Genomic DNA, 22,829 nt, shown 5'->3' with positions numbered 1-22,829 from the left:
CATCTTGTGCTGCTTTTATCGGCAAAAATTTAACAAAACCACCACTTAATTGCTAACACAGCGGCAGTAAAAGCTGATCTATCCCACAGCTTTTTTGATACAGATCAATTTGTATGATAATTACGTGACTCATGGTGAATGAGCAAAGTGACCGCCGCAGTTCATTAATCAAACCAAATAAAAAAGGGAGACATGCGCTCTCGCCAATGCCCCCCTCGATTGTTTTACTGTTGTCTAGCGCTTAACAAAAAACAGGGTCACTTTCCCGACTTCGATACCGAATTTTTTTATCACTGCGACGTTGAACATATGGCGCTCATCTTGACGATACATCCAATCCTCAAACGTAACATGATAAACGTCTCCATCAACTGACAACGCCATTTCGTACTCCCAGTAGAGTGCATTGCCTTCCTCGTGACCATGAGCTTCACCAATCACATCATCGGCTGTGCCTATGTAAGCCCCACCACCTTGATTTTTGATGGTCCAAATACGCTGAGAGATCTCTCCGTCAGCGAACGTAAAGTCTTCCACCAGTGTCAGTGTGTCTCCATCAATCGACCCCACTATCTTCACATCAAAACGTCGAGTTTGCTTACCGGTGTAATCCTGAACCATACCCCAAGCTTGAGTCTCACCCTCGAAAAATTCGAACAGTGCAAAAGGTGGCGTTGTTTGAGCGTAATCTTCCAAATCTGCGCTGCAGGCAGCAACCAGTACAAGTAGAGAGGCAATAAACCAGCGTTTCAGCATTTAGTTATTCCTATTCGTGTTCATATTCATGCCAATCAGTTGGCGTCTTAGTTTTGGGTATTGAGTTTTTGATGACAGCCAGATAGAAAGAAACGCATCACTGAAATTTTCATCGTCAATTTTTCCCACTGAAATCCAGCGTTCACTGCCGCTGCGCTTGAACTTAAAGACACCCGCTTCCCCATCACTGATATACATCAGCGAGTCTCCGTCATTAACATTTGGGAAAATAGTCTCGAGTTGAGCCAACCAATCTTCAAAGAGAGACGATTTAAACCCCATTTTCTGCCATTGGTCCCAAGTGGCCTCCACCAACTGACTGGATGAAATACTTCGCTCATAAATGATGGTCAGCGCGAGCGGGTGAGGTGATACATCGTGAGAAAGGCGGTATTGTCCGTCTGGGGTGAACAGATTGGATTGATAAACATCGAAGAACAGCCAATCCAGATCCGCTGACCCGACCCTTTTCCATTGTTCAACGTCAGAAAGATCGGGTTGTAAAGAGGCAGGTTGAGCCACACTTAGGCAACTCCAAACAAGTGTCAGTAAGACAGCTAAATTTCTCATGTCATTCCCTTATTTCCTTTTGCACTAGAGGAAAGCGTGCAACGAGAAGTGACGCTATTGCTAACATTAATACCCATTCAACAAAGAGGACACTGACAAAAGACTTAGTGCTGAATGTCGTAGTAACAGCTCCAAACTTGAGTCCGGCAAGATAACTTAAGCTACCACCCAACCCACCTACACATAGTACGGTCCATTTCGGAAAACGGTTTAGTTGAGGGAGTAAAATAAATGCGTAGAGTGCGAAAGCGAGCCATAAACAGAGCAGCCATACTGGCAGCCAAGGCGTTTGAAACTGAAGCAGTTCGAGAAAGGTATTCAATGTATCAACGGCAAAGCCAAGAGCCACTAATAAACTCAAGCCTATCCAGCCAATTTGGTACAAACGTGAAGCCAAACAACCGCCCAATATGAGTGTAACGATGAGAACTATTAAGGTTGACTCTCGCCCAACGACCGCTAAGAACCAAATCGCTTGAAACCAAACAGAAATGATCACAACAGCGTAGCGTTGGACGAGGCTCATAGTCATAACGGGCGCTCAAATGTCATTTGTACCGTACTGATACTTTTTGCTTTGAAACCGCCCTCGCAATAGCAGAGGTAATAGCGCCACATACGTATAAAACGTTCATCATAACCAAGACTGCGAATCGCTTGCTCTTGATGGTTAAAGCGCTCGTGCCATTCATTGAGTGTCTTGGCGTAATCTAAACCTATATCAAACACATCACGAATCACAAAATCGCTGCGTCTCGTTGCTGTCTCTGCCAGTTTAGAAACAGACGGAAGAAAGCCGCCAGGGAAAATATACTTTTGAATGAAGTCGACGTTCTGGCTGTAGCTCTCAAACCTTTGGTCGGCAATCGTAATCGCTTGAATGGCAAAGCGACCACCTTTGACCAGCAATGACTGACACTTTGCTATGTAAGACGCTAAGAATTGCTTACCTACCGCCTCGATCATTTCAATCGACACCACTTTATCGAATTCCCCTTCCAGCAAACGATAGTCTTGTTTTATTAACGTTACCTGTGATTCAAGACCCAAGCGTTTAACCTCAGACTCTGCATAGGCAAACTGTTCTTCCGATATGGTGGTTGTCGTCACATGACAACCATAAGTCTGTGCCATGTAAATCGCCATCGCCCCCCAACCTGTGCCAATTTCAAGCACACGATCGCTCGGCTGCAGTTGCAGTTGCTGACAAAGGCGTTCCATTTTGTTAATTTGTGCCTGTTCCAGTGAATCAAAAGTGTTGAGATAGAGCGCAGACGAATAAAGCATGTTTTTGTCTAAAAACAGCTCGTACATGTCATTGCCTAAATCGTAGTGGGCACCAATATTCTTTTTCGACTGACTCAAGGTGTTGCGGTTGAGCCAGTGACCCACTTTATAAGCCATTTGAGTCAACCATCCAGATTGAGTCTCCATAGCATCTAGCGTGCTCATATTGCGTGCCATGAGCTCCATCACGGCTGTGAGGTCAGGGCTCTCCCACCAACCATCCATAAATGCCTCGCCTGCGGCAATACTCCCGCCTTTCAACATGCGAGCAAAAAATCGTCCTTCGTTAATAATGATGGTAGCCGTGACCTCCGCGTCTTGGCGCTGACCAATCGTGGTCACTTGTTGCTGCTCGAAATAACGCTCAACAATGGTTAAGTGCCCTACTGGGAGTGCTTCTAATTTTCCCATCAACCATTGACGAGCACTGCGATCAATGCGTGTCATCTGCTGAGGGAAAGTTAACGTCGTCGCATTCATCATTACCAACTCTCCTTATTTGTCTTTTGTTGGTCATATTTCGGGTGAGAATATAAAGGGACGCCTTTGACCCACAATTTGAGTGCATGCCAATAGATACCCCACATCACTTTCACGGTCTGAATCGGTGTTTTCACCAACAGCCATGCAAGGTTTCTCGAACTGAAAGGGCTTTGTTTCATCGCCATCGTGGCGTCAAACGCCTTGTATTGCTTGTGACATTCCAAGTGAACGTGGAGCTTATCTCCAAGTGGTTTGAGCTTCCATTTGTACACTTGGTCAACAGGGTTGAACGGAGAAACGTGAAACGCTTTATCATGCTGCCAGTTCTCTCCGCTCTGGCCAGGATCGGCAGGCAAGGCGTAGTAGTGGCGCTCATTCCAAGGTGTGTTACTCACCTCTGCAAGCAGGTAACGCCAAGAACCCTGTTCATCATAAAGGTAATAAAAATTGACCGGGCTAAAATAGACACCGAAATAGCGCAGATGTATCACGGCTTCCACACGGCCTGTTATCCGTTCACCCGATAGCTCAAACACTTTCTCTTGCACCGCCTCTTTAAGACTGCCCTGTCCAAGATAATCACTGCGCTTAAATCGAGCCCAGTGCCACCAGCGTTGACCAAATGCCACCACAGATGAAGTCAGTGCATCTAACTCATCTAAATCAATACAAGGCATAAACAGGGTGTAGTTGATGTGATGTTCGATTGGCAAAAAACGTCTGTGCCTTACATCCCCCACATAGATACGGCTTCTCATCGTGTACTCCTACTCATCATCACACCTAAGCCGCCCCAAGACGGGTTTGTTCATGATCACGTTCATGAGCATAGTCATTGAGACCTTTAACCACATCGAGTGCACTGCGAACACCATCTTCGTGGAAACCGTTGTGCCAATACGCACCGCAGAACCAGGTGTTGTTTACCCCACTCACTTCGCTCTTACGTGCTTGAGCCGCAATCGACTGGGTGGTAAACACTGGGTGATCATAGATAAAGGTTTTCAGAATCTTCTTAGGGTCAATCTTTTGGGATGAGTTTAAGGAGACACAAAAAGTGGAAGGCGCTTCGATATGCTGCAAGATATTCATGTTGTAGGTCAGTGCAGGAAGACGCTGCTCTTCTCCAGACTGTCCCGATAAGTAGTAGTTCCATGATGCCCAAGCTGAGCGGCGCTTTGGCAAAAGGGCATCATCGGTGTGCAGGATCACCTCGTTCGCTTGATAAGTCATATCCGTAAGTACCTGCTGCTCTACCTCACTTGCATCCCCGAGTAGACGCAGTGCTTGGTCGCTATGACAAGCAAAAATAACGTGGTCAAAACGCTCTGATTCGCCCTTCGATTCAACAACAACGCCGGCATTATCTCGCGTCACACGACTGACTGGTGTATTAAGGCGAATATTATCTTTAAAGGCCGCCGTTAGAGGCTCAATATACGCATGTGAGCCACCTTCAATTACATACCATTGTGGTCTGTTGGTAACATCAAGTAGGCCGTGATTTAAGAAGAAGCGAAGGAAGAATGATAATGGGAAAGCACGCATGTCCGCCAATGTTGACGACCAAATAGCAGCCCCCATCGGCAGGATATAATTTTCACAAAAATAGTTAGTGAAATTATGCTGCGATAAAAAGTCGCCAAGCGTTATATCGTCATCTTGCGTCACATCCGCACACGCTTTCGCTAACTTATTAAATCGCAATATTTCGTAGATAAAACGATAGAATTTCGGTGAAAGCCAGTTACGCTTTTGTGCAAATAAAGTAGAGACGGTATGTCCATTATACTCTAAGCCGTTACCATCGTTACGCACCGAAAAACTCATCTGAGTGGGGATCCCTTTGACCCCGATTTCGTTCATCATTTTAATGAAGTTCGGGTAGGTGCGATCGTTATACACAATAAAACCCGTGTCTACATCGAAGCGTTTTCCCTCCACTTCGACACTTTTTGTCGCCGTGTGGCCACCAATATAGTCATTGGCTTCAAAAACTGTGATCTCATGCTCTGATGCCAAATGATACCCACACGTAAGCCCTGATATTCCACTACCTATGATGGCAATTTTCATTGTCCGTTCTCCTTAACCCCAACCAACTTAGCAGTGATCTTTGCCTGCCACTGATACGGCAGCGTCCCAATCACTCTCAAAATCCACGTAAATCGTCGCGGGAAATAGATGTATTCTTTACCACGGCTTAATCCTTCTATAATCTTTTTCGATGCTTCCTCAACACTGATCAACATTGGCATATCAAAGTCGTTTTTATCTGTGAGGGGCGTTTTCACAAAGCCCGGAAAAATCACAGATACCGCTACGCCTTTATGCGCTATGTCGTTGCGGTAACTACGAGAAAAGTAACTTAAGGCGGCTTTTGACGCGCCATAGGCTTCAGAGCGAGTCAAAGCGACTTCGCTTGCAATAGACCCCACGAAAGCAACGCGCATACCTTTAGCAAATTGGTGTTGTACCGCCTCTATGCAGCGCACAACGCCATGGAAATTGATATCCATTACACGCGACATCACGTCACTGTCTATAACACCTTCATCAATATACTCACAGCTCCCTGCGTTAAAGATCCACAAGTCTGGGAGTGCGGGTAACGTCGAAAGCGCTTGCTGAGTCTGCGCCCTATCAGAAACATCAAACTGAAGGGAGTGGATTAACCCGCTGAGGCTTTCTAGCTGGGCGAGTTTTTCTTGGTTACGACCACAAGCAATCACCTGCCAACCCTTTGCGGAATAGTCCTTAACGAGTTGCTCACCAATGCCCGACGTCGCACCGGTGATTAGTACCGTACTCATGACTGGCCCAACTTACGTTTGATGGACGTTATCACACGCCCTAACAGAGGAAGACGCTCGTAGAGCATGGCGCCAAGATCGAAATAGTCCTTATGATGAATAACCTTGCCTTCTGAGAACTGCACAAAAGTCATCCCTTCCACTTGAATTTCTTTACCAGAAGAAAGCTTTGGATGAGTCAAAAACATCAACCAGCGAATGTAGCCTCTGTCCTCAACCTGATCTGCAGAGGATATTAGAAAGCGACAATCAGTCACATTGCTGTACATCGACACGAAATACCTCTCAAGCGTCGTGAGGCCATGCATCTTATGAGCAGGGTCTTCAAATACCACATCCTGATGGTAGATATCCCCCAGCGTATCCAAATTGTTCTTGCCAAGTTGCTGGTAGAACTCCGCAACACTTTCGACATCCATGACGACTACCTCTTGATGGTTGCTTTGTACAAAATATATTCTTGTACAAGTAAACATAGTTCAGCTTTAAAAAGTTGTACAAAAATAATTTTGTACAACTTTTCTTAACTGGCTTATACCTAAAAGAAAATAGAACGATCAGTGATAAAAAAACAAAAAAACCTCGCTCCGAGGAGCGAGGTTTCATTCTTGAGTTGGAACTTGACGTGTTAGTTCGCTATTACCGTCATGATAGGATTTACTTTATCAATGGCATTGAAGTGGAAGGTATAACTACCATTTGCTGGGATTTCGATAGCAAGGTTGTCATTCGATCCTTCTTCCATATCAATTGGCTCGCCAAACACCACTGAACCTGTACCACCGAAGTTTGTACCTTCGCTCCAAGCATCATCAGCAACTTTCATTTGAAAACTACCTGCGACCAAATCAATTGTTAAAGAGTAAACATCATTCGCATCATAAGTGAATTTCGCCGTTTCTATTGCTCCCCAATTGCTGTCGGTTACATCTCCACGAAGATACAGAGCTGTATCACCAAATGTTGGTGCATCAGCAGCCTGAGTCACAGACAATACTGGCTTGTCTACAGAGCTTGAATGCTCATGGCTTGCATTCAGAGTGAAGGTATATTTACCTGATTCATTGATTGTTACCTCACAATCGCCCCCCGTACCCAAGTCAAGACTTCCCGACGCTTGAGTTGCATTGTCACAACCGATATTCGGGTTACTCCATGCAGCATCTGCAAACTTAAACTGATACGTTCCAGCTTCAAGCGATCCAGTTACGGAGTACAAACCGTTTCCTTCAAAGCTCATCGCCCAGTCATCACTTTCTCCCCAACCATTCATTGAACCTTTCACATACACAACGGTATCACCGTATGGTGGAATTGATTCAAAATCTTTGTTGCTTTCGTCTACTGGAAGACCAGTACCGTCAGTCTGAACAAACACGGCCGTTGTTAAAGCAGGAACAGCAAAGGTTTTGTCTGAGAAAGAAGCGCTTCGAACAACACTATCCTCTGACTCTTGTTGCACTGGGTGCAAGTCAAAGTTCACCGCATCAGAGATTGAGAACTCTTTCTCTACAGCAGTCGAGTTGATAACCGCAACAATTGCACTGTAGTCATCGTCAATACTAAAGCCTTTGTTATCAATCGACATGACAATCAAGCCTTGTTCTTGCTTTTCGCCTACGTTTCGGAAGTCAACTCGGTTCATGACGTCAGAAGCAGACTCTAAACGGAACAACTCACTAGAGCTACGGATGGTTAGTAACTCTAGGAACTGCTGTTTGGTCAGTTCGATATCATCAACTGATGGCTCTGCTGTTGAATCACCGATGATCTCTTTAATCAAGTTCCAGTTGTCAGCATCTTTGTCTTCGCGCGGTAAGCCCACATTCCAGTTGTTGTCGTCACCGTTAAATTTAACGCGGTTGAACCAGTCACCAGAGTCGTAAGAGTCACGCTGCATTGACTTAGAGCGCAGTAGCTCGGAACCCATGTGAATAAATGGAATACCTTGACCTAACATCACTGTCGATAAGCCGACCGTTTGCATACGTGCACGATCTGCCGAGCTTGTACCCTCATCAATCTTATAAGCGTTAATATCCCATAGCGTTTGGTTATCGTGCTTAGACACATAAGAGATGTTTTCTGATGGATGAACCGTGTAACCTGCTGGTGCGCCGTTGTAATCTACTGTTTTACCAAGCTGAGTGTTGCCTTCATAATCAAGTAGCACGAAATCAGCTAAGTTACCCGCCATACCTACACGGATAATGTCTTGGTTGTGCAAGTGATTAGCTCTCATTTCATCACTTGTATATTTACTCTCCGCTTCCGAGTTTACGTAGGCAGCGTTACCAAAGCCTTGATTATAACGAAGAGAACGTAAACCATCGGTATCTTCACCGCCATCGAATGGGCTACCACCACGAACAGCATCACGTAAACGGTCTGAGAAAGTACCGATTTCTGTACCTGCCATGTTGATCTGTGTTGCTTGCTCAAAGCGGGCGTTGTTAGCTACTTCACCAAAGTCCCAGCCCTCACCGTAGAACAAGGTGTTACCATCAAATTCACGAACCGCCTTTAATGCCTCAACCATCAGGTCTTTCGGTTGGTGACCCATTAAGTCGAAGCGGAAGCCGTCAACCTTGTAATCACGTGCCCAAACCACTAATGAGTCAACCATCAGCTTACCCATCATCAAGTTTTCGGTTGCCGTGTTATCGCAACAAGTCGACATCTCAACGTCACCGGTGTTGACGTTCAAGCGGTGGTAATATCCAGGGACAATTTTATCCAGTACAGACTTATCACTATCACCCGATGCATTGGTATGGTTATACACCACGTCCATGATCAGCTTCAGTTCCATATCGTGAGTCGCCTTGACCATTTGACGGAACTGTTTAATACGTGCAGCGCCATGAGCATTAGTCGCGTAACTGCCCTCTGGCACAGTGTAATGGAAAGGATCATAACCCCAGTTAAAGCTATCGAGACCACGCAGATCATTCATCAATGCTTGAGCATCTGGTGTAGAAGGATCATAACTTGCTAACACGTCTTCGATTACAGCAGCATCATCTTCAACACCACACACAGCAGCTTCTAGGTTCAACTTACACAAGTCACCAATCGTGTCTGTAATGTCAACACGATTCACTTCATCAACGGTCGCGATATCGAATGCAGGAAGGATATGAAGAGACGTTAAGCCAGCTTCTTGCAATGCCTTTAGGTGTGTCACAGACTCACGGTCTTCTTCCGTTAGAGCTAGATATTTACCGTTAAGTGCTTCAGTTCCATTTTCATCACTAAAGCTAAAGTCTCGCAGGTGTGATTCGTATAATACATGGTCGACATCTTTGTCTACACTTGGACGAACGTGACCTTCTTCACCCCAACCATCTGGCATAAGTGATGTATCAGACTCTAGGTCAACAACTTGAGAGTGCGTAGAGTTAGCCGATAAACTCATGGAGTAAGGGTCAGTTACAGGTAAGGATAAAATTCTCTCCAGTGTTGGGTGATATACCTCGACACCATAGCGATAAAATTTTCCAACCACTCCCGAAACTGGATCCGACGACCAAATACCTGTAATAGGGTCCTCAGTCATTGTCAGCGTTTCTTCCATTTTTAAGGTGTCGTCATAAATTGTCACATTGACGCTTAGAGCTGTTGGTGCCCACAACTTAAATGTCGCGTCGTTTCCTTCTACGATCGCTCCTAGATCAGCATCGATAGCATTACCCGCGTCTTCATCAGCGAATACTGCATCCAATACTCCGGCTTTCTGAATTTGGGTTGCAGCAAGGGTCGAACCATCAGACTTATATGCCACTAAGACAATTTGTGATTTAAGAACTGATCGTAAAACTTCATCACTCAAGTCGATATCAGCCGTTGCCAAATCAGATAAATGTGGGAAACGCGCTTTAAGCTCATCACTTAAACCACTCCCCTGCGATAATTCGATAACCGTTCCGCCTTCGACCGACTTAGTTTCATCATTCATCACGATCTTGTTGTCTTGGTCGTAGCGCAGTTCAATCTTGTCGGCACTCGCCACAGATTCCCAGCCGATCGTTGTTGCATCTAACCAGTGTGCTTTCTGTCCATCAATCATTACCGGACGCTCAGCAATCGGCTCGTAGTAAAGTTGGCTACTGCCATGGAAGCCAAATACACCTTGAGAATCATCAAGGTTGCGAAGTTCTACTTTGCTGTTCGCACTACCAAACGCTTTTTCATCACCTTTATGTAAAATGAAGTTCATACACTCATGTGGATCAGAAGCGTTAGGATCGACTTTTAGAACATAATAAGCGCCATAAGTATTACTCATACCCGTTGCTAGCATTGGGTCATTCCAATCAGTGCCACCAGATGCGATACCCATCGCCTCAAGATCGGTACTGGTGCAACCTTCGCCATTCCATAGGTGTAAGCCCCAACCATCGTAACCGGTAGCATTACGAGCTTCGTCTGAGTCGCGTTTGTAGTAAATAACAACTTCATTTTCTTGAGCGTTGTATAGCCCATCCACATTATTGTCACCACCCCCTCCTGGGGTCGTGTCACTATCACTACCACAGCCTGACATCGCCACAGCAACAAACATTGGCATTGTATATTTGGCCAGCTTACTAATTCTAATTTCCATTAATTAAATCCTATCCTTTCGGTTATTTTTATATTTACGCCAACGATATGGTTTGCATGTAGGCACAGAGAATCGTCGTGTTTAAAGCGCACAAAAATATTAATAACAATAAGAACAAGCAGATTGTGACCAAGATTTAATTAAGTGATTTAGAAGCACGAAATATTAATTTATGAACAAAGGATCACGCTTTGCAGACCTACATATTTTGATCTCTTTCAAAAAACAACCTACGCCCCAGCTACTCCCCTTAGCTCAATTAAGTACGCCCCAAACACTCAACCCCAGCAGTGCAGGTCACATTCTGTACAAACAAGGCTGAACCGAGGCTTTATGGGGGGAAATGGGTAACAAAACAGTATAAACGAGCAACTTTTGCACACTTAGCGCCAACCATCACGTTTTCTAACTGTTAATTACCTAGAGCTACAATCTTGGTATAAAAATAAATAGAACAAAATAATAAACAAGGATAACCCAATGAAACCCTCTGCCTTACCAATAACACTAATCGCTATGAGCTCTTTATTAATCGGTTGTCAAAGCACATCTAAAAAAGAAGTCGTTGCTGTTGAGTACAATAACTACGAAATAATGAGTAACTGTTCATTACCTGATAGCACTGAAGCAGGTCCAATCAAAGATACTTTATTTGTTGTCGGCACATTTTCAGATTGGAAACATATTCCCGATAGAGAATACAAATATAAGGGCGACAACCTTTACCAAGCTGTGACTCAAGAATCGGCTGGCAAATACAAGATGCAGTTTGCCAGCTCAAGCTGGAGCCCTCAGTTTACTGCGGACGAGCGCAGCATGACCATCGGCCAAGAAAAAGCGTTGAAGTTTGGTGGGTATGCAAAAGATACCGAAGTGGAAATCTTAGAGCCTGGACAGTACGTTTGGAGTATGAAGTTTGATGACACGGGAGCACCATTCTCTGTCATGGTCGAGAAGTGCCAATAAGTTGTTCATTTTATCTCAATAGGAAACAACAAGGCCGAGCTTAAGCTCGGCCTTGTTGTTATTACGGTTTGCAGCGTAAATAAAAAAAGACTTAGTACTGCTGCTGACGAAGCGCTTCAATACGCTTGTCAAGCGGTGGGTGGCTCATCAGAAGCTCAGTCATTGAACGCTTTCCGTTGATACCGAACGCCATCATTGAGCCCTCAAGTTGAGGCTCGTGACTAACTTTAAGACGCTCAAGCGCAGCAATCATCTTGTGCTTACCAACCAATTGCGCAGCGCCCGCATCTGCATGAAATTCACGATGACGGCTGTACCACATGGTAATAAAGCTCGCTAGGAAGCCAAAGACTAATTCCAGCGCCATAGACACACCGAAATACACCATCATGCTCGTGCCGCCTTCGCCGTTTTCATCACGGTTTGACGCAACAATGTTGGCGATAAAACGAGACAGGAAGATCACGAACGTGTTCACAACACCTTGCATCAGCGTCATGGTGACCATATCACCATTCGCAATGTGACTAACTTCGTGCGCCAGAACCGCTTCTGCTTCATCTCGAGTCATGTTGTGCAAAAGACCGGTAGAAACAGCCACTAGCGAGTCGTCGCGTTTGGCACCCGTCGCAAAAGCGTTAATATCAGGGCTATCGTAAATCGCCACAGTCGGCATACCAATGCCTACCTGTTGAGCCTGACGAGATACCGTTTCCATCAACCAATGTTCTGTTTCGTTGCGTGGGCTTTCGATAACCATACCACCAACAGAACGTAGCGCCATGCTCTTAGACATCATCAAAGAGATCAACGCGCCACCAAAACCAAACAAGGCAGCCATAACCAGCAAACCACTTAGGCTACCTGGCTGAATACCTGTTGTGGCATAAACAATATTAAGAACAACACTTAAAACCAGTACGACGGCTAAGTTCGTTGCTAGAAAGAGTAATACGCGTTTCATTCCTTTCTCCGTTGGATAACGTCTATTGAGGCTCATGATGACCACATCCGACATTGGGTGGTCTGTTAAGCACGAAAACCCCATGCTACACAGTTATATATAGTCTAATTTTTTGTTTTCAAGGTTAAGTGAAGAATTGCAACATTTTGTGGAGAATGTTACGAGTTGTTAACGGGAAGGTTTCGAGGAATGGGGAGTGGAGGTTGAAGGTTGAAGGTTGAACGTTGGAGGTTGGAGGTTGGAGGTTGGAGGTTGGAGGTTGGAGGTTGGAGGTTGGAGAAGAATACAGAATACAGAATACAGAATACAGAATACAGAAGGTTACTATGATGACTCTATATTCTGAAATCTGTATTCCAGATTCCGTAGAGTTACATCTTTACATAAAAATCAACCAGTCACCTCCCTCAATCCTTCTTCCTCTCTCCTTCCCCACTCATTAGACTTAAGTCGTATTGAGTCTACCCTCTCGACCTACTACATTGCTGTAAGAGATGAGTTGGAAGTGTTTATAAGGATTGTAAGATGTCACAAGTTAACAACGAATATCAGATGGCGATTGACCTACTATGCTGCCACTTAGGCGTGTCAGAAAACGAGGCAAAGAAACAGCTAGGGATCAAAGCATTAGATGAGGATAAAGAGCAACAAATTGCCGAAACTCAGTATGCGTTAATGGGCTTATCATCAGAACAATAGTTAGAAAAGACCTGTATTAAAAAAGCCAGAGGGTATAAACCTCTGGCTTTTCTTATTCATGTTACTTTGCTTTGAAATGAGCAAGTTACAGCTCTAAAGGAGACAGATCGATATACTTACCTAAGTTTTTGCGCTTAGGATTTGGCGTATAAGGAATCTCACCCATCTTAGGTGCAGGAATACGCGCTTCAAGGCACTTAATCACTTCAGAGTAGTTTTCAATACCCGGGTTAACACGGTTCGCAACCCAACCCACGATCTCTAGACCATCAGCAATAATGCTTTCAGCCGTTAGAATTGCGTGACTTAGACAACCCAGCTTAATACCAACAACCAAAACCACAGGTAACTTCTCTTCTTTAACCCAGCTAGAGAAAGAGTCAGTGTCATTGACTGGTACACGCCAGCCACCCGCACCTTCAACTAAAACAACATCCGCATTTTGCTTGTGCTGCTCTAGCTTTTCAGAAATCAAAGGAAACTCAATCTCAATATTTTCCGCTTTAGAAGCAATATGAGGTGATGCTGGAAGAAGCAGCGGATATGGATTCACATCCTCATAAGAGACTTCAACGGTAGAAACAGAGTGTAGATGGCGAGCATCTGAATTGCGTACGCCTTCATCGGTCTTTTCGCTACCCGCAGCAACCGGTTTGTATCCAATAGTGCGTTTTCCTTTCGCATTCATCGCTTGTAGGATGGCTTTCGAAGCCACTGTTTTTCCTACATCAGTATCCGTACCAGCAATAAAGAAAGCATTAATCATGCTGTATAACCCCTAAACAAACTTGATAAGTTGCAGGTAAAAGACCTTGCTGATTTTTAAACTTTTGGTAAGCCATTTCGACTTGGTTCAAGGTTTTTCTACTCGTTAAACCCTGACCGCGACCACTCACATGCGTCGCACCAATCCCCTTAAGGTCCCGCATCACTGCAAATGCAGTCGGGTACCAAACTGTAATGGTCGGCAAGTCTAGGTCATGGTTAGCACAATGTGATTGAGCTAACGCAATTTTTAACCGATTGGGTGAAATAAAATCATTTACGTGTTGATATGAATCAATTTCTGACCAAGCCATAGCTAGCTCATATAATGATCCTTCTAACAAAGTACTAAAAAGGACCTGTCCACCCTGCCTAGTTACACGCTTTGCTTCACTTAATGGGAGCGATAAATCCTCACACCACTGCAGGGCAAGGCTTGAGAAAACATAGTCAAACTCTCCTCTATCAAAGGGCAAACATTCGGCGTCTACCTGATAAAAAGCAGCCCGCTTGCTGTCATTACAACGGCGCTTGGCAACGTCAAGCATAGCTAACGACAAGTCACCGCAAACTACCGTTGCACCGCGCTCAAGTAACTTTTGACTAAAATACCCCGTGCCGCACCCTAAATCTAAAATGCGTTTTCCGTTTAAGTCTTGTGGTAGTTTATCCAACAGGCGATGCCCAACATCACGTTGAAATTCGGCATGTCGATCGTACGTTTCCGCCGCACGTCCAAACGCATCGGCGATCGCCTGCTTCTCATCTAAGGCAATATCTAAAGCCGTAACAGCATTCATGATTAATCCTCTTGCCTTTCTATCGCTTGGCGCAATCCTGCTGCCAAGGTTTTCACTTGTTTCTTACTATGATTTGCCGTCAACGTCACTCGCAATCGTGCGCTATTTTTGGCAACGGTTGGTGGCCTAATGGCGGTGAGCCATAATCCTTGCTGACGAAGATAGTCCGCTGCATTAACGGTACGGCTACTGTCACCCATCACAAACGGCTTAATTGGAGTTTGCGTTTGACGATATTGAGGAAGATCAACCAGTAACTCCGCGTAGGTCGCACTCAATTCATTGAGTTTTTCTCGTCGCCAATTTTGTGTGCGAATCATCTCTATTGCATGCGTTAAGGCGTAGGCCTGTGAAGGCGGCATTGCGGTTGAGTAAACATGATGGCGCGCAAATTGAGTTAAATAGTCACCGGTGTTTTGATTGCACAGGATCGCCGCTCCCGAAAGACCAAACGCCTTTCCAAAAGTCACCACTAGAATGTCTGGTGTCATCTGGGCGGCATCACAACTGCCTCGCCCTTCTTCGCCCAGCACACCAATGCCGTGAGCGTCGTCTACCGCGAGCCAAGCTTTATCAATGCAGGTGTTTTGTAGCTCGGCCAATGGAGCACAGTCTCCATCCATACTAAACACCCCTTCCGTTACGACTAACGTGGCGTGTTCACTGTTGAGCATATAGCTAAGATGCTTGGAATCATTGTGTTTAAAGCGGCGCATTGTTGCACGCGACAACATACCCGCCTCAATTAAAGAAGCATGATTGAGTTTATCTTGAAGTAGACAGTCGCCTTTCTCCAGCAGGCTAAATAGCAATGCTTGATTCGCACTAAAACCCGAATTGAACAGAATCGCTCGCTCGAACCCAAGCCAGTCACACAGCGCAGATTCGAGATTATTATGTGCGTGGCTAAAGCCTGTCACTAATGGCGAAGCACCACTCCCTGAGCCATAAACACTCAAACCTTGCTGCCAAGCTTTTAACAACTCAGCATCGTGGGCAAGGCCTAAATAGTCATTGCTCGAAAAATTGAAAAAGCGTCGACCATTCCACTCTAACTCCGATTGATTGCCACCAATCACGGGGAGGATTTTACGATCCAACCCCTGTTTTCGTCGTTGGGTTAACGCTTGGTTGATGCGTGAAGCAAAGTTAGGCGCTGGCATCGTAAAACAGGTCGTCTTTGGTTGGACGAGCAGCAACACGTTCAACAACGCGATCAAGGAGATCGCTTTCTTCAACTTCGTCTGGCTTTTGCGAAACTTGCTGGCTGTTGATACCCAATTTTGCAAATAGCTGCATGTCTTTATCTTCACTTGGATTTGGTGTCGTTAACAACTTGCAACCATAGAAGACAGAGTTCGCACCCGCCATAAAGCACAGCGCTTGCATCTGCTCGTTCATGTTTTCACGACCAGCAGATAAACGAACTGCAGAGCCCGGCATCATAATGCGCGCTACGGCAATTAAACGCACGAAATCAAATGGGTCAACGTCTTCGGCTTCAGCCAGTGGCGTGCCTTTCACTTTGACTAGCATATTAATCGGCACGCTTTCAGGATGCGTTGGCAGGTTGGCAAGCTCCACCAAGAGACCCGCTCGGTCATTAGCGCTCTCACCCATACCAATAATGCCACCTGAGCATATTTTCATTCCGGCATCACGGACGTGCGATAAGGTATCTAAGCGATCTTGGTAAGTACGTGTCGTAATAATATTGCCGTAGAATTCTGGCGAGGTATCGAGGTTGTGGTTGTAATAGTCAAGACCCGCATCTGCAAGGGTTTCGGCTTGATCTGGCGTCAACATACCTAGCGTCATACAGGTTTCTAAGCCCATATTTTTTACGCCTTTGATCATATTCGTCAGCAATGGCATATCGCGTTCTTTCGGGTTTTTCCATGCAGCCCCCATACAGAAGCGTGTTGAGCCCGCCGCCTTCGCTTTCCCTGCTGCGTCTAATACGCGCTCCACTTCCATCAAGCGTTCGTTCTCGACATCGGTGGTATAGCGAGCACTTTGCGGGCAGTATTTACAATCTTCCGGGCAAGCACCGGTCTTGATTGAAAGTAATGTACTCACCTGAACGTGATTGGTTTGTTGATATTGACGGTGAACCAACTGCGCCTCAAACAACAGATCCATAAATGGCTTTGCCAGAAGGGAACGGACTTCTTCCACTGTCCAATTATGACGAACTTCCACACTGATTCCTTTTTATGAGTTTTCTAAACTAGTTGTTGGCTAGTCTACCTACACGCATTACACTGTCAACACATTGCACCTTTATAAAGTTGACATCTGTTTAATTTTTAGACTTTGGTATATTTTACTATGGCTATGGATCTTGCCTTCGACCGCCAGCACCTCTGGCATCCCTACACTTCAACGCTTACTCCTCTTACCTGTTACCCGGTGGCATCAGCCCAAGGTGTGACGCTGACACTGGAAGATGGAACTGAACTCACCGATGGAATGTCTTCTTGGTGGTCGGCTATCCATGGTTATAACCACCCGATTCTTAATGCGGCTGCTCACAAACAAATTGATACTGTGTCACACGTGATGTTTGGTGGAATCACTCACGAGCCCGCCATTGAACTAGGGAAAAAGTTACTCAATCTAGCCCCTGATAATCTTGAGCACATTTTTCTGGCCGATTCTGGCTCTGTCGCAGTAGAAGTCAGTTTGAAGATGGCATTGCAGTATTGGCATGCAAAAGGACAGTCTAGACCCAAATTTCTGACGTTACGCCATGGCTATCATGGTGACACCTTCGCTGCGATGTCGGTGACGGACCCTAACAATTCAATGCACAGCTTATATAAAGGCTTTTTACCAGAGCATATTTTTGCCGATTCGCCGAACTGCCGTTTTGAGGACGATTGGAATGACCAAGACTTAAATGACTTTAGGCTTCAATTGGAAACCAATCATCAGTCAATTGCTGCTGTGATATTGGAGCCAATCGTACAAGGTGCAGGCGGGATGCGTATTTATCACCCGCAATTTCTCAAGGGCGTGCGCGATCTTTGCGATCACTATGGCGTGCTATTGATCTTGGACGAAATCGCCACCGGTTTCGGTCGAACTGGTAAAATGTTTGCCTGTGAACATGCTGACATACAGCCTGATATATTGTGTATCGGCAAAGCCCTGACTGGGGGCTACATGACGCTATCAGCGACCTTAACCACGCCAGAGGTTGCCAACACCGTGTGCGGTGGTCAAGCAGGTTGCTTTATGCACGGTCCAACCTTTATGGGTAACCCTCTCGCCTGCGCCGTTGCCAACGCCAGTATGGCCATCTTACAGTGTGGCGACTGGCGACATCAGGTACAGAATATTGAACTCGCATTTGCTGAGTTATTACCTACATTAACCACGCATTCTCGAGTAAAAGACGTTCGTTGGTTAGGGGCCATCGGTGTGGTCGAAACGAATGAGCCTGTGAACATGGAACAGATTCAACGCCATTTTGTGGAAAATGGGGTTTGGATTCGTCCTTTCGGGCGCTTGATTTATATGATGCCGCCTTATATTAGTCAGTATGAGGATATTGCTAAGTTGGTGGGGGCGATTGAGGGGGCGTTGGGGAATGATGGTTGTTTTGGGTAGGTGGGGCTAGGTTGAAAGTTGGAGAAGAATACAGAGTTCAGAATACAGAGGGTAAAGTCGGTCTCGTATTCTGTATTCTGTATTCTAAAAAAATCTAAATATCGACTTACTCGAAGTCGATCAGCCACTTACGGAAGGCTTTGCGATCTTCTTGTGAGGCTTCTGTGTACCAAGTTTTTAGCTGTTGGAGTTCTTTTGAGTCTAGCTCTGGCAGCTGAACAGGTATAGCAGGCTCTGGGGCAATTTCTGGCTCTGGTAAAACGGTAGGGACAGCGGCTTTTGCTGTGTTGTCGACAGCAACGTAGGAAATGGCGACTGCAGCTGGGCCGCCGTTGATGTTGTACTCTCTAACCTCTTCTATATGGTTCCGCCCTAGCTGAATGCCATCTGATTTTAATACGTCTAGCGTCTTTTCAACTTCTTTGCCGTTTTGGTCAATAATCTTGAAGTCTAACTCTTTTAAGCCTTTTTCTGCTGAGCGCACTGAGCGGTAGCTTGGCATTTCGAATTGCACATCTTGATCTTCAGAGACAGTAAAGGTGACGACCTGGGTTTGGCCATAGACTTTCTTGCGCTCACTATTAGTTTCAATAACCGGTTCATATTGGAAAACGACTTGGTTTTTCCCTTCAGCCAGCTTGACACTTTTGGAGGATTTAAAAAGTTGGCCAGAAAGGGCGGGCTTTTCCATATTGACGACTAGTAGGTCAACAGTATCTTTCACTGATAGAGAAGCGGCCAGTGAGGAAGCACTCACTAAAAGTGTGGTAGCAAATGTAACTGCTTGTATTTTCATTATAATCCCTCAAGAACAGAAAAGCCCAGCTTACGCTGGGCTTTGGGAAGTAGTCAAACAGATTGATTACCAGTAAAAACGTGCACCGATACCGAAGTTACTCTCACTATCAGCAACTTGTGCTTCAACTTCTTGGTCAGATCCTTTGTTCGAGTAACCTAACGTTGTACCGTCACCGTAGCCGTATTCAGCATATACACGAGACCAACTATTAAACTTGTGCTCTACACCCACATAGATCACAGTACCATCTTCATCGTAATTCATTGCAAAGCCTGAAGACTCTTGATCTGTGAATTCATAACCAGCATACAACGCTGTTTTTGCTGTTGCTTGATAGATGCCAGCGAGTGAGTAACCATTTTCTTTGATTTTCTCTGAACCATTACCGTTTGAAAGTTCAGCATTGTAATATGTGAAACCAATTAGGTGATCGCCAATGTTGTACTCTGCAGTCAGTTCGAAGAATAGGTTCTCAACTTCTGCTCCGTCGACTCCAGCATCATCGTCTTCACCAAATGCGTAATCTTTATTCAAACCAACACCTGCGTGCAAGTCTAGAGCATCGAAAGACGTACCTACGAATAATTCATAAAGATCTTGGTTCGACTCACCTTCGTTGAGACCCCAGCCGGCTTTTAGCCAAAACTGCTCTGCATCGTAAGCATATTTTATCTGAGAATCATGTAAAGCACCGTTAAGTGTTGAATAACGTAATGCTGAACCGCCGTAGAAATATGAGTAATCAGCACCATAAACATCATCAGATGTTGTCCATTGTTTACCCAACTTGATAGTACCGAAATCACCAGAAAAGCCAAATATGTGCTGACGAACGTTTACATCAGTGTTGTCTCGAACACCGACTTCAACCAAACCTAATACATCAAGAGAATCAGTAAGTGCGTAACTTCCGTCAATACCCATACGCGAAGAACCTGAGCTTAGGTCTTCATTCCAGTCGCCATCCGAATCCTCAGAAAATTTCAATTCTGTACGAAGTTGACCATAAAAGTTAACAGATCCATCTTCTGACTTATAAATCTCTGCTGCATTCACAGAAGTAGCTGCCGCTGCAACCACTAGAGCTAATAGCGTCTTTTTCATAATTTCCACTGCCTTTTCTTAGATTAGGGATACCGAATCCAGGTTCCCTTTTTAGTTTTTTTGATGACAACTCAAACTCTATTGGTCCGATGTCGTCACCGAGTAAATGACGGGATTTAGATTGCAAAAGAATATCTCGCATGTCAAATCATATAAAAGGCAACATAATAAAAACTAAAATTCAAATAAAAACAGTAACTTAAAGGCGTGACGCTTGATTTTACGAGAAAACTAGCAGATTTAATTTAGTAAATGCTAATCCTGTAATTTATATAATTTTTAGCTTAAAACCCTAACAAGCAACTAACATTGCGCATTTTTATAATACATAAAACTGAAAGTTAATATTCCTGCAACATTTAATAACTCAACACGCATCCCAAATGTTTCTCAGTGAAAGGTTCACTCTATTTTTGTGACACTGGTCACTTATTTAGTAAAAAGTCATCCATTTTGTTCATTATCGAATCTGCAGAGAGATGTGCTAGACTCGGCGGGTTGATCAAATAGGGCAAAATATGCTGACTCCAAACATTCAAAAATCCATTCGTACCAGTTATCAAAATCTACAGGCTCAGCTCGATAATTTTGTTCCTAGACGCTCGCAAAACTACTTGGTTGCTGAGATTGCTAAATCACTTTGTGGCGAATACCACAAATCTACTCGTATGATTGTGGCTGAAGCTGGCACTGGAATCGGTAAGTCTCTTTCGTATTTGATGGCGTCAATTCCAGTGGCCGTGTTAAACAACCGCAAGGTGGTCATTTCTACCGCAACCGTTGCCCTGCAAGAGCAGTTGATTGATAAAGACTTGCCGCTATATCGACGAATCACCGATCTTGATTTCGAGTTTCGACTGGCAAAAGGTCGTCAAAGGTATTGCTGTGCGGAGAAACTCGCTGCCGCGAGTGGTGAAGACGGTGGCCAAGTGGCAATGTTCGACAGCAAACCCAAAGCGAAAGATATTGAGTTGCTAGAACGTCTTTATAAAGCCCTATCAGATGGCAAATGGGACGGAGATAGAGATAGCTGGCCAAAGCCAATTAAAGACGATATTTGGCAGCTCATTGTTAGTGATAAACACTCTTGTAATAACAGTTTGCCAGCACATCGTGGCTGCCCGTTTTCAAAAGCAAGATCGGATCTTGATCGCGCCGATGTAATAATTGCCAACCACAGCTTAGTTATGGCAGATGCAGATCTAGGCGGCGGTGTCATTCTTCCTGAGCCTGAAAACACTATTTATGTTTTTGATGAAGCACATCATTTACCGCATGTCGCACGTGAACACTCTTCTGCAGCGGCGAGCTTAAAAGGAGCTGCAACTTGGCTTGAGCGTCTTAATCAAGTTATCTCAAAACACGCTAGCCTGGCCGATGTGAAGCGTGCAAGTCGTTTCCAAAATGATCTACAAGAAGCGATTCAGGTGATTGTTCCGACGCTCACCCAAATGACTAACCAGTTTAACCCTGAACACTTTGATGAGGGAATCTACCGCTTTGAAGATGGCGACTTGCCGGAGTGGTTGTTTGAAGAAGCAAAAGGATTAAAAACCAGCACACAAAAGCTTGCACAATGTACAGCTAAAATTGCTGACCTTATTTCTGAGCGTGTTAAAGAGGGGGAGCTTTCTTCTCGCCTTGCCGAGCCTGCCCTTGCAGAGCTAGGCTTCTATATCCAACGTTGTGACAACTTGGCCCAAGTTTGGAACCTGATGGCTGAGCCTAAAAGAGAAAAAGGCGCTCCACTGGCTCGTTGGCTAGAAGTGAGTAAAGAGCGTGAGGGGGATTTTGTCGTTTCCGTGTCTCCGCTCGAGGTTGGCTGGCAACTGGATCAACAAATATGGAGTCGCTGCATTGGTGCCGTTGTAACGTCAGCTACACTACGAGCATTAAATCAGTTCAGCTATTTTTGCCGCCAAGCGGGGATCAGCGAGCGTGCGGAAGATGGGGTTAAGTTTCTTGCCCTGGCTTCACCATTTGATTACCCAAATCAAGCAGAACTGATCGTGCCTGTGATGAAGCACGAGCCACAAGCTCCTCAGTTTACTGAATATCTTATAGAGATTCTGCCTAAGTTAATTGAGGACAAGCAGGCCAACTTAGTTTTATTCTCATCTTACTGGCAAATGAACCAAGTAGCGGAAAAACTCGCCACATTGTTTACAAAAAAAGGCTGGGCGCTACAAGTCCAAGGGGATTCTTCGCGTGCAGAAATTCTAAAAAAACATAAAACACTAGTGCAGTGTGGTAAAACAAGTGTTCTTTTTGGAACAGGCAGCTTTTCAGAAGGTCTTGACCTACCGGGTGATGAGTTAACCAATCTCATCATTACCAAGATACCGTTTGGTGTGCCGACGTCTCCAGTAGAGCAAGCGCATTCTGAATATATTGAGCGATGTGGCGGCAATCCATTTATGCAAATCGCGGTGCCTGAGGCGAGCAAAAAGCTCATCCAATCAGTTGGACGATTACTGCGTAAAGAGAAAGACTCTGGTAAAGTCTACCTGCTTGATCGACGCGTCGTTTCAAAGCGTTACGGAAAAGCTCTCCTTGACTCGTTGCCTCCGTTTAAACGCACTATACATAAATAAGAATTAAT

The 22,829-nt window shown here is 45.0% G+C and carries 20 protein-coding genes; 4 read left to right on the top strand and 16 right to left on the bottom strand.

Annotated elements, in window-relative coordinates:
* Positions 1-234 precede the first annotated feature (234 nt).
* From QWZ05_RS17880 to pulA, 9 genes are all read right to left on the bottom strand, one after another.
* Positions 235-756, bottom strand: a complete 522-nt coding sequence (locus tag QWZ05_RS17880; protein WP_290299821.1) for a DUF3833 domain-containing protein — start codon at positions 754-756, stop codon at positions 235-237.
* Positions 757-1,326, bottom strand: a complete 570-nt coding sequence (locus QWZ05_RS17875; RefSeq protein ID WP_290299819.1) for a chalcone isomerase family protein — start codon at positions 1,324-1,326, stop codon at positions 757-759. It abuts the gene before it with no gap.
* Position 1,327: 1 nt separating this feature from the next.
* Positions 1,328-1,858: a DUF2878 domain-containing protein gene (locus tag QWZ05_RS17870; protein ID WP_290299818.1), complete on the bottom strand. Its 531-nt coding sequence runs from the start codon at positions 1,856-1,858 to the stop codon at positions 1,328-1,330.
* The gene (locus QWZ05_RS17865) at positions 1,855-3,096 is read right to left on the bottom strand and encodes an SAM-dependent methyltransferase (RefSeq protein ID WP_290299816.1); all 1,242 of its coding nucleotides are present in this window, start codon (positions 3,094-3,096) and stop codon (positions 1,855-1,857) included. The genes QWZ05_RS17870 and QWZ05_RS17865 overlap by 4 nt, the downstream gene beginning before the upstream one ends.
* Positions 3,096-3,854, bottom strand: coding sequence for a DUF1365 domain-containing protein (locus tag QWZ05_RS17860; RefSeq protein WP_290299814.1), 759 nt, complete (start codon positions 3,852-3,854; stop codon positions 3,096-3,098). The genes QWZ05_RS17865 and QWZ05_RS17860 overlap by 1 nt, the downstream gene beginning before the upstream one ends.
* Positions 3,855-3,879: 25 nt before the next feature.
* A complete protein-coding gene (locus QWZ05_RS17855) occupies positions 3,880-5,172 on the bottom strand; it encodes an NAD(P)/FAD-dependent oxidoreductase (protein ID WP_290299813.1) in 1,293 nt (430 codons plus the stop codon).
* Entirely contained in the window at positions 5,169-5,909 is a 741-nt protein-coding gene (locus QWZ05_RS17850) for an SDR family NAD(P)-dependent oxidoreductase (protein WP_290299812.1), read from the bottom strand. Before QWZ05_RS17850 ends, QWZ05_RS17855 begins: the two co-directional genes overlap by 4 nt.
* Entirely contained in the window at positions 5,906-6,328 is a 423-nt protein-coding gene (locus QWZ05_RS17845; RefSeq protein WP_290299810.1) for a nuclear transport factor 2 family protein, read from the bottom strand. The genes QWZ05_RS17850 and QWZ05_RS17845 overlap by 4 nt, the downstream gene beginning before the upstream one ends.
* A gap of 209 nt (positions 6,329-6,537) precedes the next feature.
* Positions 6,538-10,515: a pullulanase-type alpha-1,6-glucosidase gene (gene pulA / locus QWZ05_RS17840; protein WP_290299808.1), complete on the bottom strand. Its 3,978-nt coding sequence runs from the start codon at positions 10,513-10,515 to the stop codon at positions 6,538-6,540.
* A 480-nt stretch (positions 10,516-10,995) separates the two neighbouring features.
* Between pulA and QWZ05_RS17835 the strand changes: the two genes are divergently transcribed.
* Entirely contained in the window at positions 10,996-11,481 is a 486-nt protein-coding gene (locus QWZ05_RS17835; protein WP_264877110.1) for an early set domain-containing protein, read from the top strand.
* A 91-nt stretch (positions 11,482-11,572) separates the two neighbouring features.
* Here QWZ05_RS17835 and htpX read toward each other — a convergent pair whose 3' ends face one another.
* Positions 11,573-12,445: a protease HtpX gene (htpX, locus tag QWZ05_RS17830; RefSeq protein WP_264877109.1), complete on the bottom strand. Its 873-nt coding sequence runs from the start codon at positions 12,443-12,445 to the stop codon at positions 11,573-11,575.
* 525 nt (positions 12,446-12,970) lie between these two features.
* Between htpX and QWZ05_RS17825 the strand changes: the two genes are divergently transcribed.
* A complete protein-coding gene (locus QWZ05_RS17825) occupies positions 12,971-13,144 on the top strand; it encodes a hypothetical protein (RefSeq protein ID WP_264877108.1) in 174 nt (57 codons plus the stop codon).
* A gap of 85 nt (positions 13,145-13,229) precedes the next feature.
* Here QWZ05_RS17825 and bioD read toward each other — a convergent pair whose 3' ends face one another.
* From bioD to bioB, 4 genes are read right to left on the bottom strand one after another with little or no spacing between them, the layout of a single operon-like run.
* Positions 13,230-13,910: a dethiobiotin synthase gene (gene bioD, locus QWZ05_RS17820; RefSeq protein WP_264877107.1), complete on the bottom strand. Its 681-nt coding sequence runs from the start codon at positions 13,908-13,910 to the stop codon at positions 13,230-13,232.
* Positions 13,903-14,709 (bottom strand): malonyl-ACP O-methyltransferase BioC, encoded by an 807-nt coding sequence (gene bioC, locus QWZ05_RS17815; RefSeq protein ID WP_290299803.1) that lies wholly within the window; start codon positions 14,707-14,709, stop codon positions 13,903-13,905. Before bioC ends, bioD begins: the two co-directional genes overlap by 8 nt.
* 2 nt (positions 14,710-14,711) lie before the next feature.
* The gene (gene bioF, locus QWZ05_RS17810) at positions 14,712-15,872 is read right to left on the bottom strand and encodes an 8-amino-7-oxononanoate synthase (RefSeq protein WP_290299802.1); all 1,161 of its coding nucleotides are present in this window, start codon (positions 15,870-15,872) and stop codon (positions 14,712-14,714) included.
* Positions 15,859-16,911, bottom strand: a complete 1,053-nt coding sequence (gene bioB, locus QWZ05_RS17805) for a biotin synthase BioB (RefSeq protein WP_290299801.1) — start codon at positions 16,909-16,911, stop codon at positions 15,859-15,861. The genes bioF and bioB overlap by 14 nt, the downstream gene beginning before the upstream one ends.
* Before the next feature lie 135 nt (positions 16,912-17,046).
* Here bioB and bioA point away from each other — a divergent pair, with 135 nt between their 5' ends.
* On the top strand, positions 17,047-18,324 hold the full coding sequence (gene bioA, locus QWZ05_RS17800) for an adenosylmethionine--8-amino-7-oxononanoate transaminase (RefSeq protein WP_290300824.1): 1,278 nt from the start codon (positions 17,047-17,049) through the stop codon (positions 18,322-18,324).
* A gap of 106 nt (positions 18,325-18,430) precedes the next feature.
* Here bioA and QWZ05_RS17795 read toward each other — a convergent pair whose 3' ends face one another.
* Both QWZ05_RS17795 and QWZ05_RS17790 read right to left on the bottom strand, forming a co-directional pair.
* Positions 18,431-19,120: a YccT family protein gene (locus tag QWZ05_RS17795; protein ID WP_290299799.1), complete on the bottom strand. Its 690-nt coding sequence runs from the start codon at positions 19,118-19,120 to the stop codon at positions 18,431-18,433.
* Positions 19,121-19,186: 66 nt separating this feature from the next.
* Complete coding sequence (locus QWZ05_RS17790; protein ID WP_264877102.1) at positions 19,187-20,227, bottom strand: porin; 1,041 nt, start codon at positions 20,225-20,227, stop codon at positions 19,187-19,189.
* Positions 20,228-20,745: 518 nt separating this feature from the next.
* Between QWZ05_RS17790 and dinG the strand changes: the two genes are divergently transcribed.
* The gene (gene dinG, locus QWZ05_RS17785; protein ID WP_290299796.1) at positions 20,746-22,821 is read left to right on the top strand and encodes an ATP-dependent DNA helicase DinG; all 2,076 of its coding nucleotides are present in this window, start codon (positions 20,746-20,748) and stop codon (positions 22,819-22,821) included.
* Positions 22,822-22,829: the final 8 nt, after the last annotated feature.

Source organism: Vibrio agarivorans, assembly GCF_030409635.1.
GTDB lineage: Bacteria > Pseudomonadota > Gammaproteobacteria > Enterobacterales > Vibrionaceae > Vibrio > Vibrio agarivorans.
The sequence above is the reverse complement of the archived record's forward strand: the minus strand, read 5'-3'. Positions and strand labels throughout refer to the sequence as shown.

Bases quoted from the DNA above. Each gene is read 5' to 3' on its own strand.
- QWZ05_RS17880 (WP_290299821.1), bottom strand. From the start codon at position 756: ATGCTGAAACGCTGGTTTATTGCCTCTCTACTTGTACTGGTTGCTGCC.
- QWZ05_RS17875 (WP_290299819.1), bottom strand. From the start codon at position 1,326: ATGAGAAATTTAGCTGTCTTACTGACACTTGTTTGGAGTTGCCTAAGT.
- QWZ05_RS17870 (WP_290299818.1), bottom strand. From the start codon at position 1,858: ATGACTATGAGCCTCGTCCAACGCTACGCTGTTGTGATCATTTCTGTT.
- QWZ05_RS17865 (WP_290299816.1), bottom strand. From the start codon at position 3,096: ATGATGAATGCGACGACGTTAACTTTCCCTCAGCAGATGACACGCATT.
- QWZ05_RS17860 (WP_290299814.1), bottom strand. From the start codon at position 3,854: ATGAGAAGCCGTATCTATGTGGGGGATGTAAGGCACAGACGTTTTTTG.
- QWZ05_RS17855 (WP_290299813.1), bottom strand. From the start codon at position 5,172: ATGAAAATTGCCATCATAGGTAGTGGAATATCAGGGCTTACGTGTGGG.
- QWZ05_RS17850 (WP_290299812.1), bottom strand. From the start codon at position 5,909: ATGAGTACGGTACTAATCACCGGTGCGACGTCGGGCATTGGTGAGCAA.
- QWZ05_RS17845 (WP_290299810.1), bottom strand. From the start codon at position 6,328: ATGGATGTCGAAAGTGTTGCGGAGTTCTACCAGCAACTTGGCAAGAAC.
- pulA (WP_290299808.1), bottom strand. From the start codon at position 10,515: ATGGAAATTAGAATTAGTAAGCTGGCCAAATATACAATGCCAATGTTT.
- QWZ05_RS17835 (WP_264877110.1), top strand. From the start codon at position 10,996: ATGAAACCCTCTGCCTTACCAATAACACTAATCGCTATGAGCTCTTTA.
- htpX (WP_264877109.1), bottom strand. From the start codon at position 12,445: ATGAAACGCGTATTACTCTTTCTAGCAACGAACTTAGCCGTCGTACTG.
- QWZ05_RS17825 (WP_264877108.1), top strand. From the start codon at position 12,971: ATGTCACAAGTTAACAACGAATATCAGATGGCGATTGACCTACTATGC.
- bioD (WP_264877107.1), bottom strand. From the start codon at position 13,910: ATGATTAATGCTTTCTTTATTGCTGGTACGGATACTGATGTAGGAAAA.
- bioC (WP_290299803.1), bottom strand. From the start codon at position 14,709: ATGAATGCTGTTACGGCTTTAGATATTGCCTTAGATGAGAAGCAGGCG.
- bioF (WP_290299802.1), bottom strand. From the start codon at position 15,872: ATGCCAGCGCCTAACTTTGCTTCACGCATCAACCAAGCGTTAACCCAA.
- bioA (WP_290300824.1), top strand. From the start codon at position 17,047: ATGGATCTTGCCTTCGACCGCCAGCACCTCTGGCATCCCTACACTTCA.
- QWZ05_RS17795 (WP_290299799.1), bottom strand. From the start codon at position 19,120: ATGAAAATACAAGCAGTTACATTTGCTACCACACTTTTAGTGAGTGCT.
- QWZ05_RS17790 (WP_264877102.1), bottom strand. From the start codon at position 20,227: ATGAAAAAGACGCTATTAGCTCTAGTGGTTGCAGCGGCAGCTACTTCT.
- dinG (WP_290299796.1), top strand. From the start codon at position 20,746: ATGCTGACTCCAAACATTCAAAAATCCATTCGTACCAGTTATCAAAAT.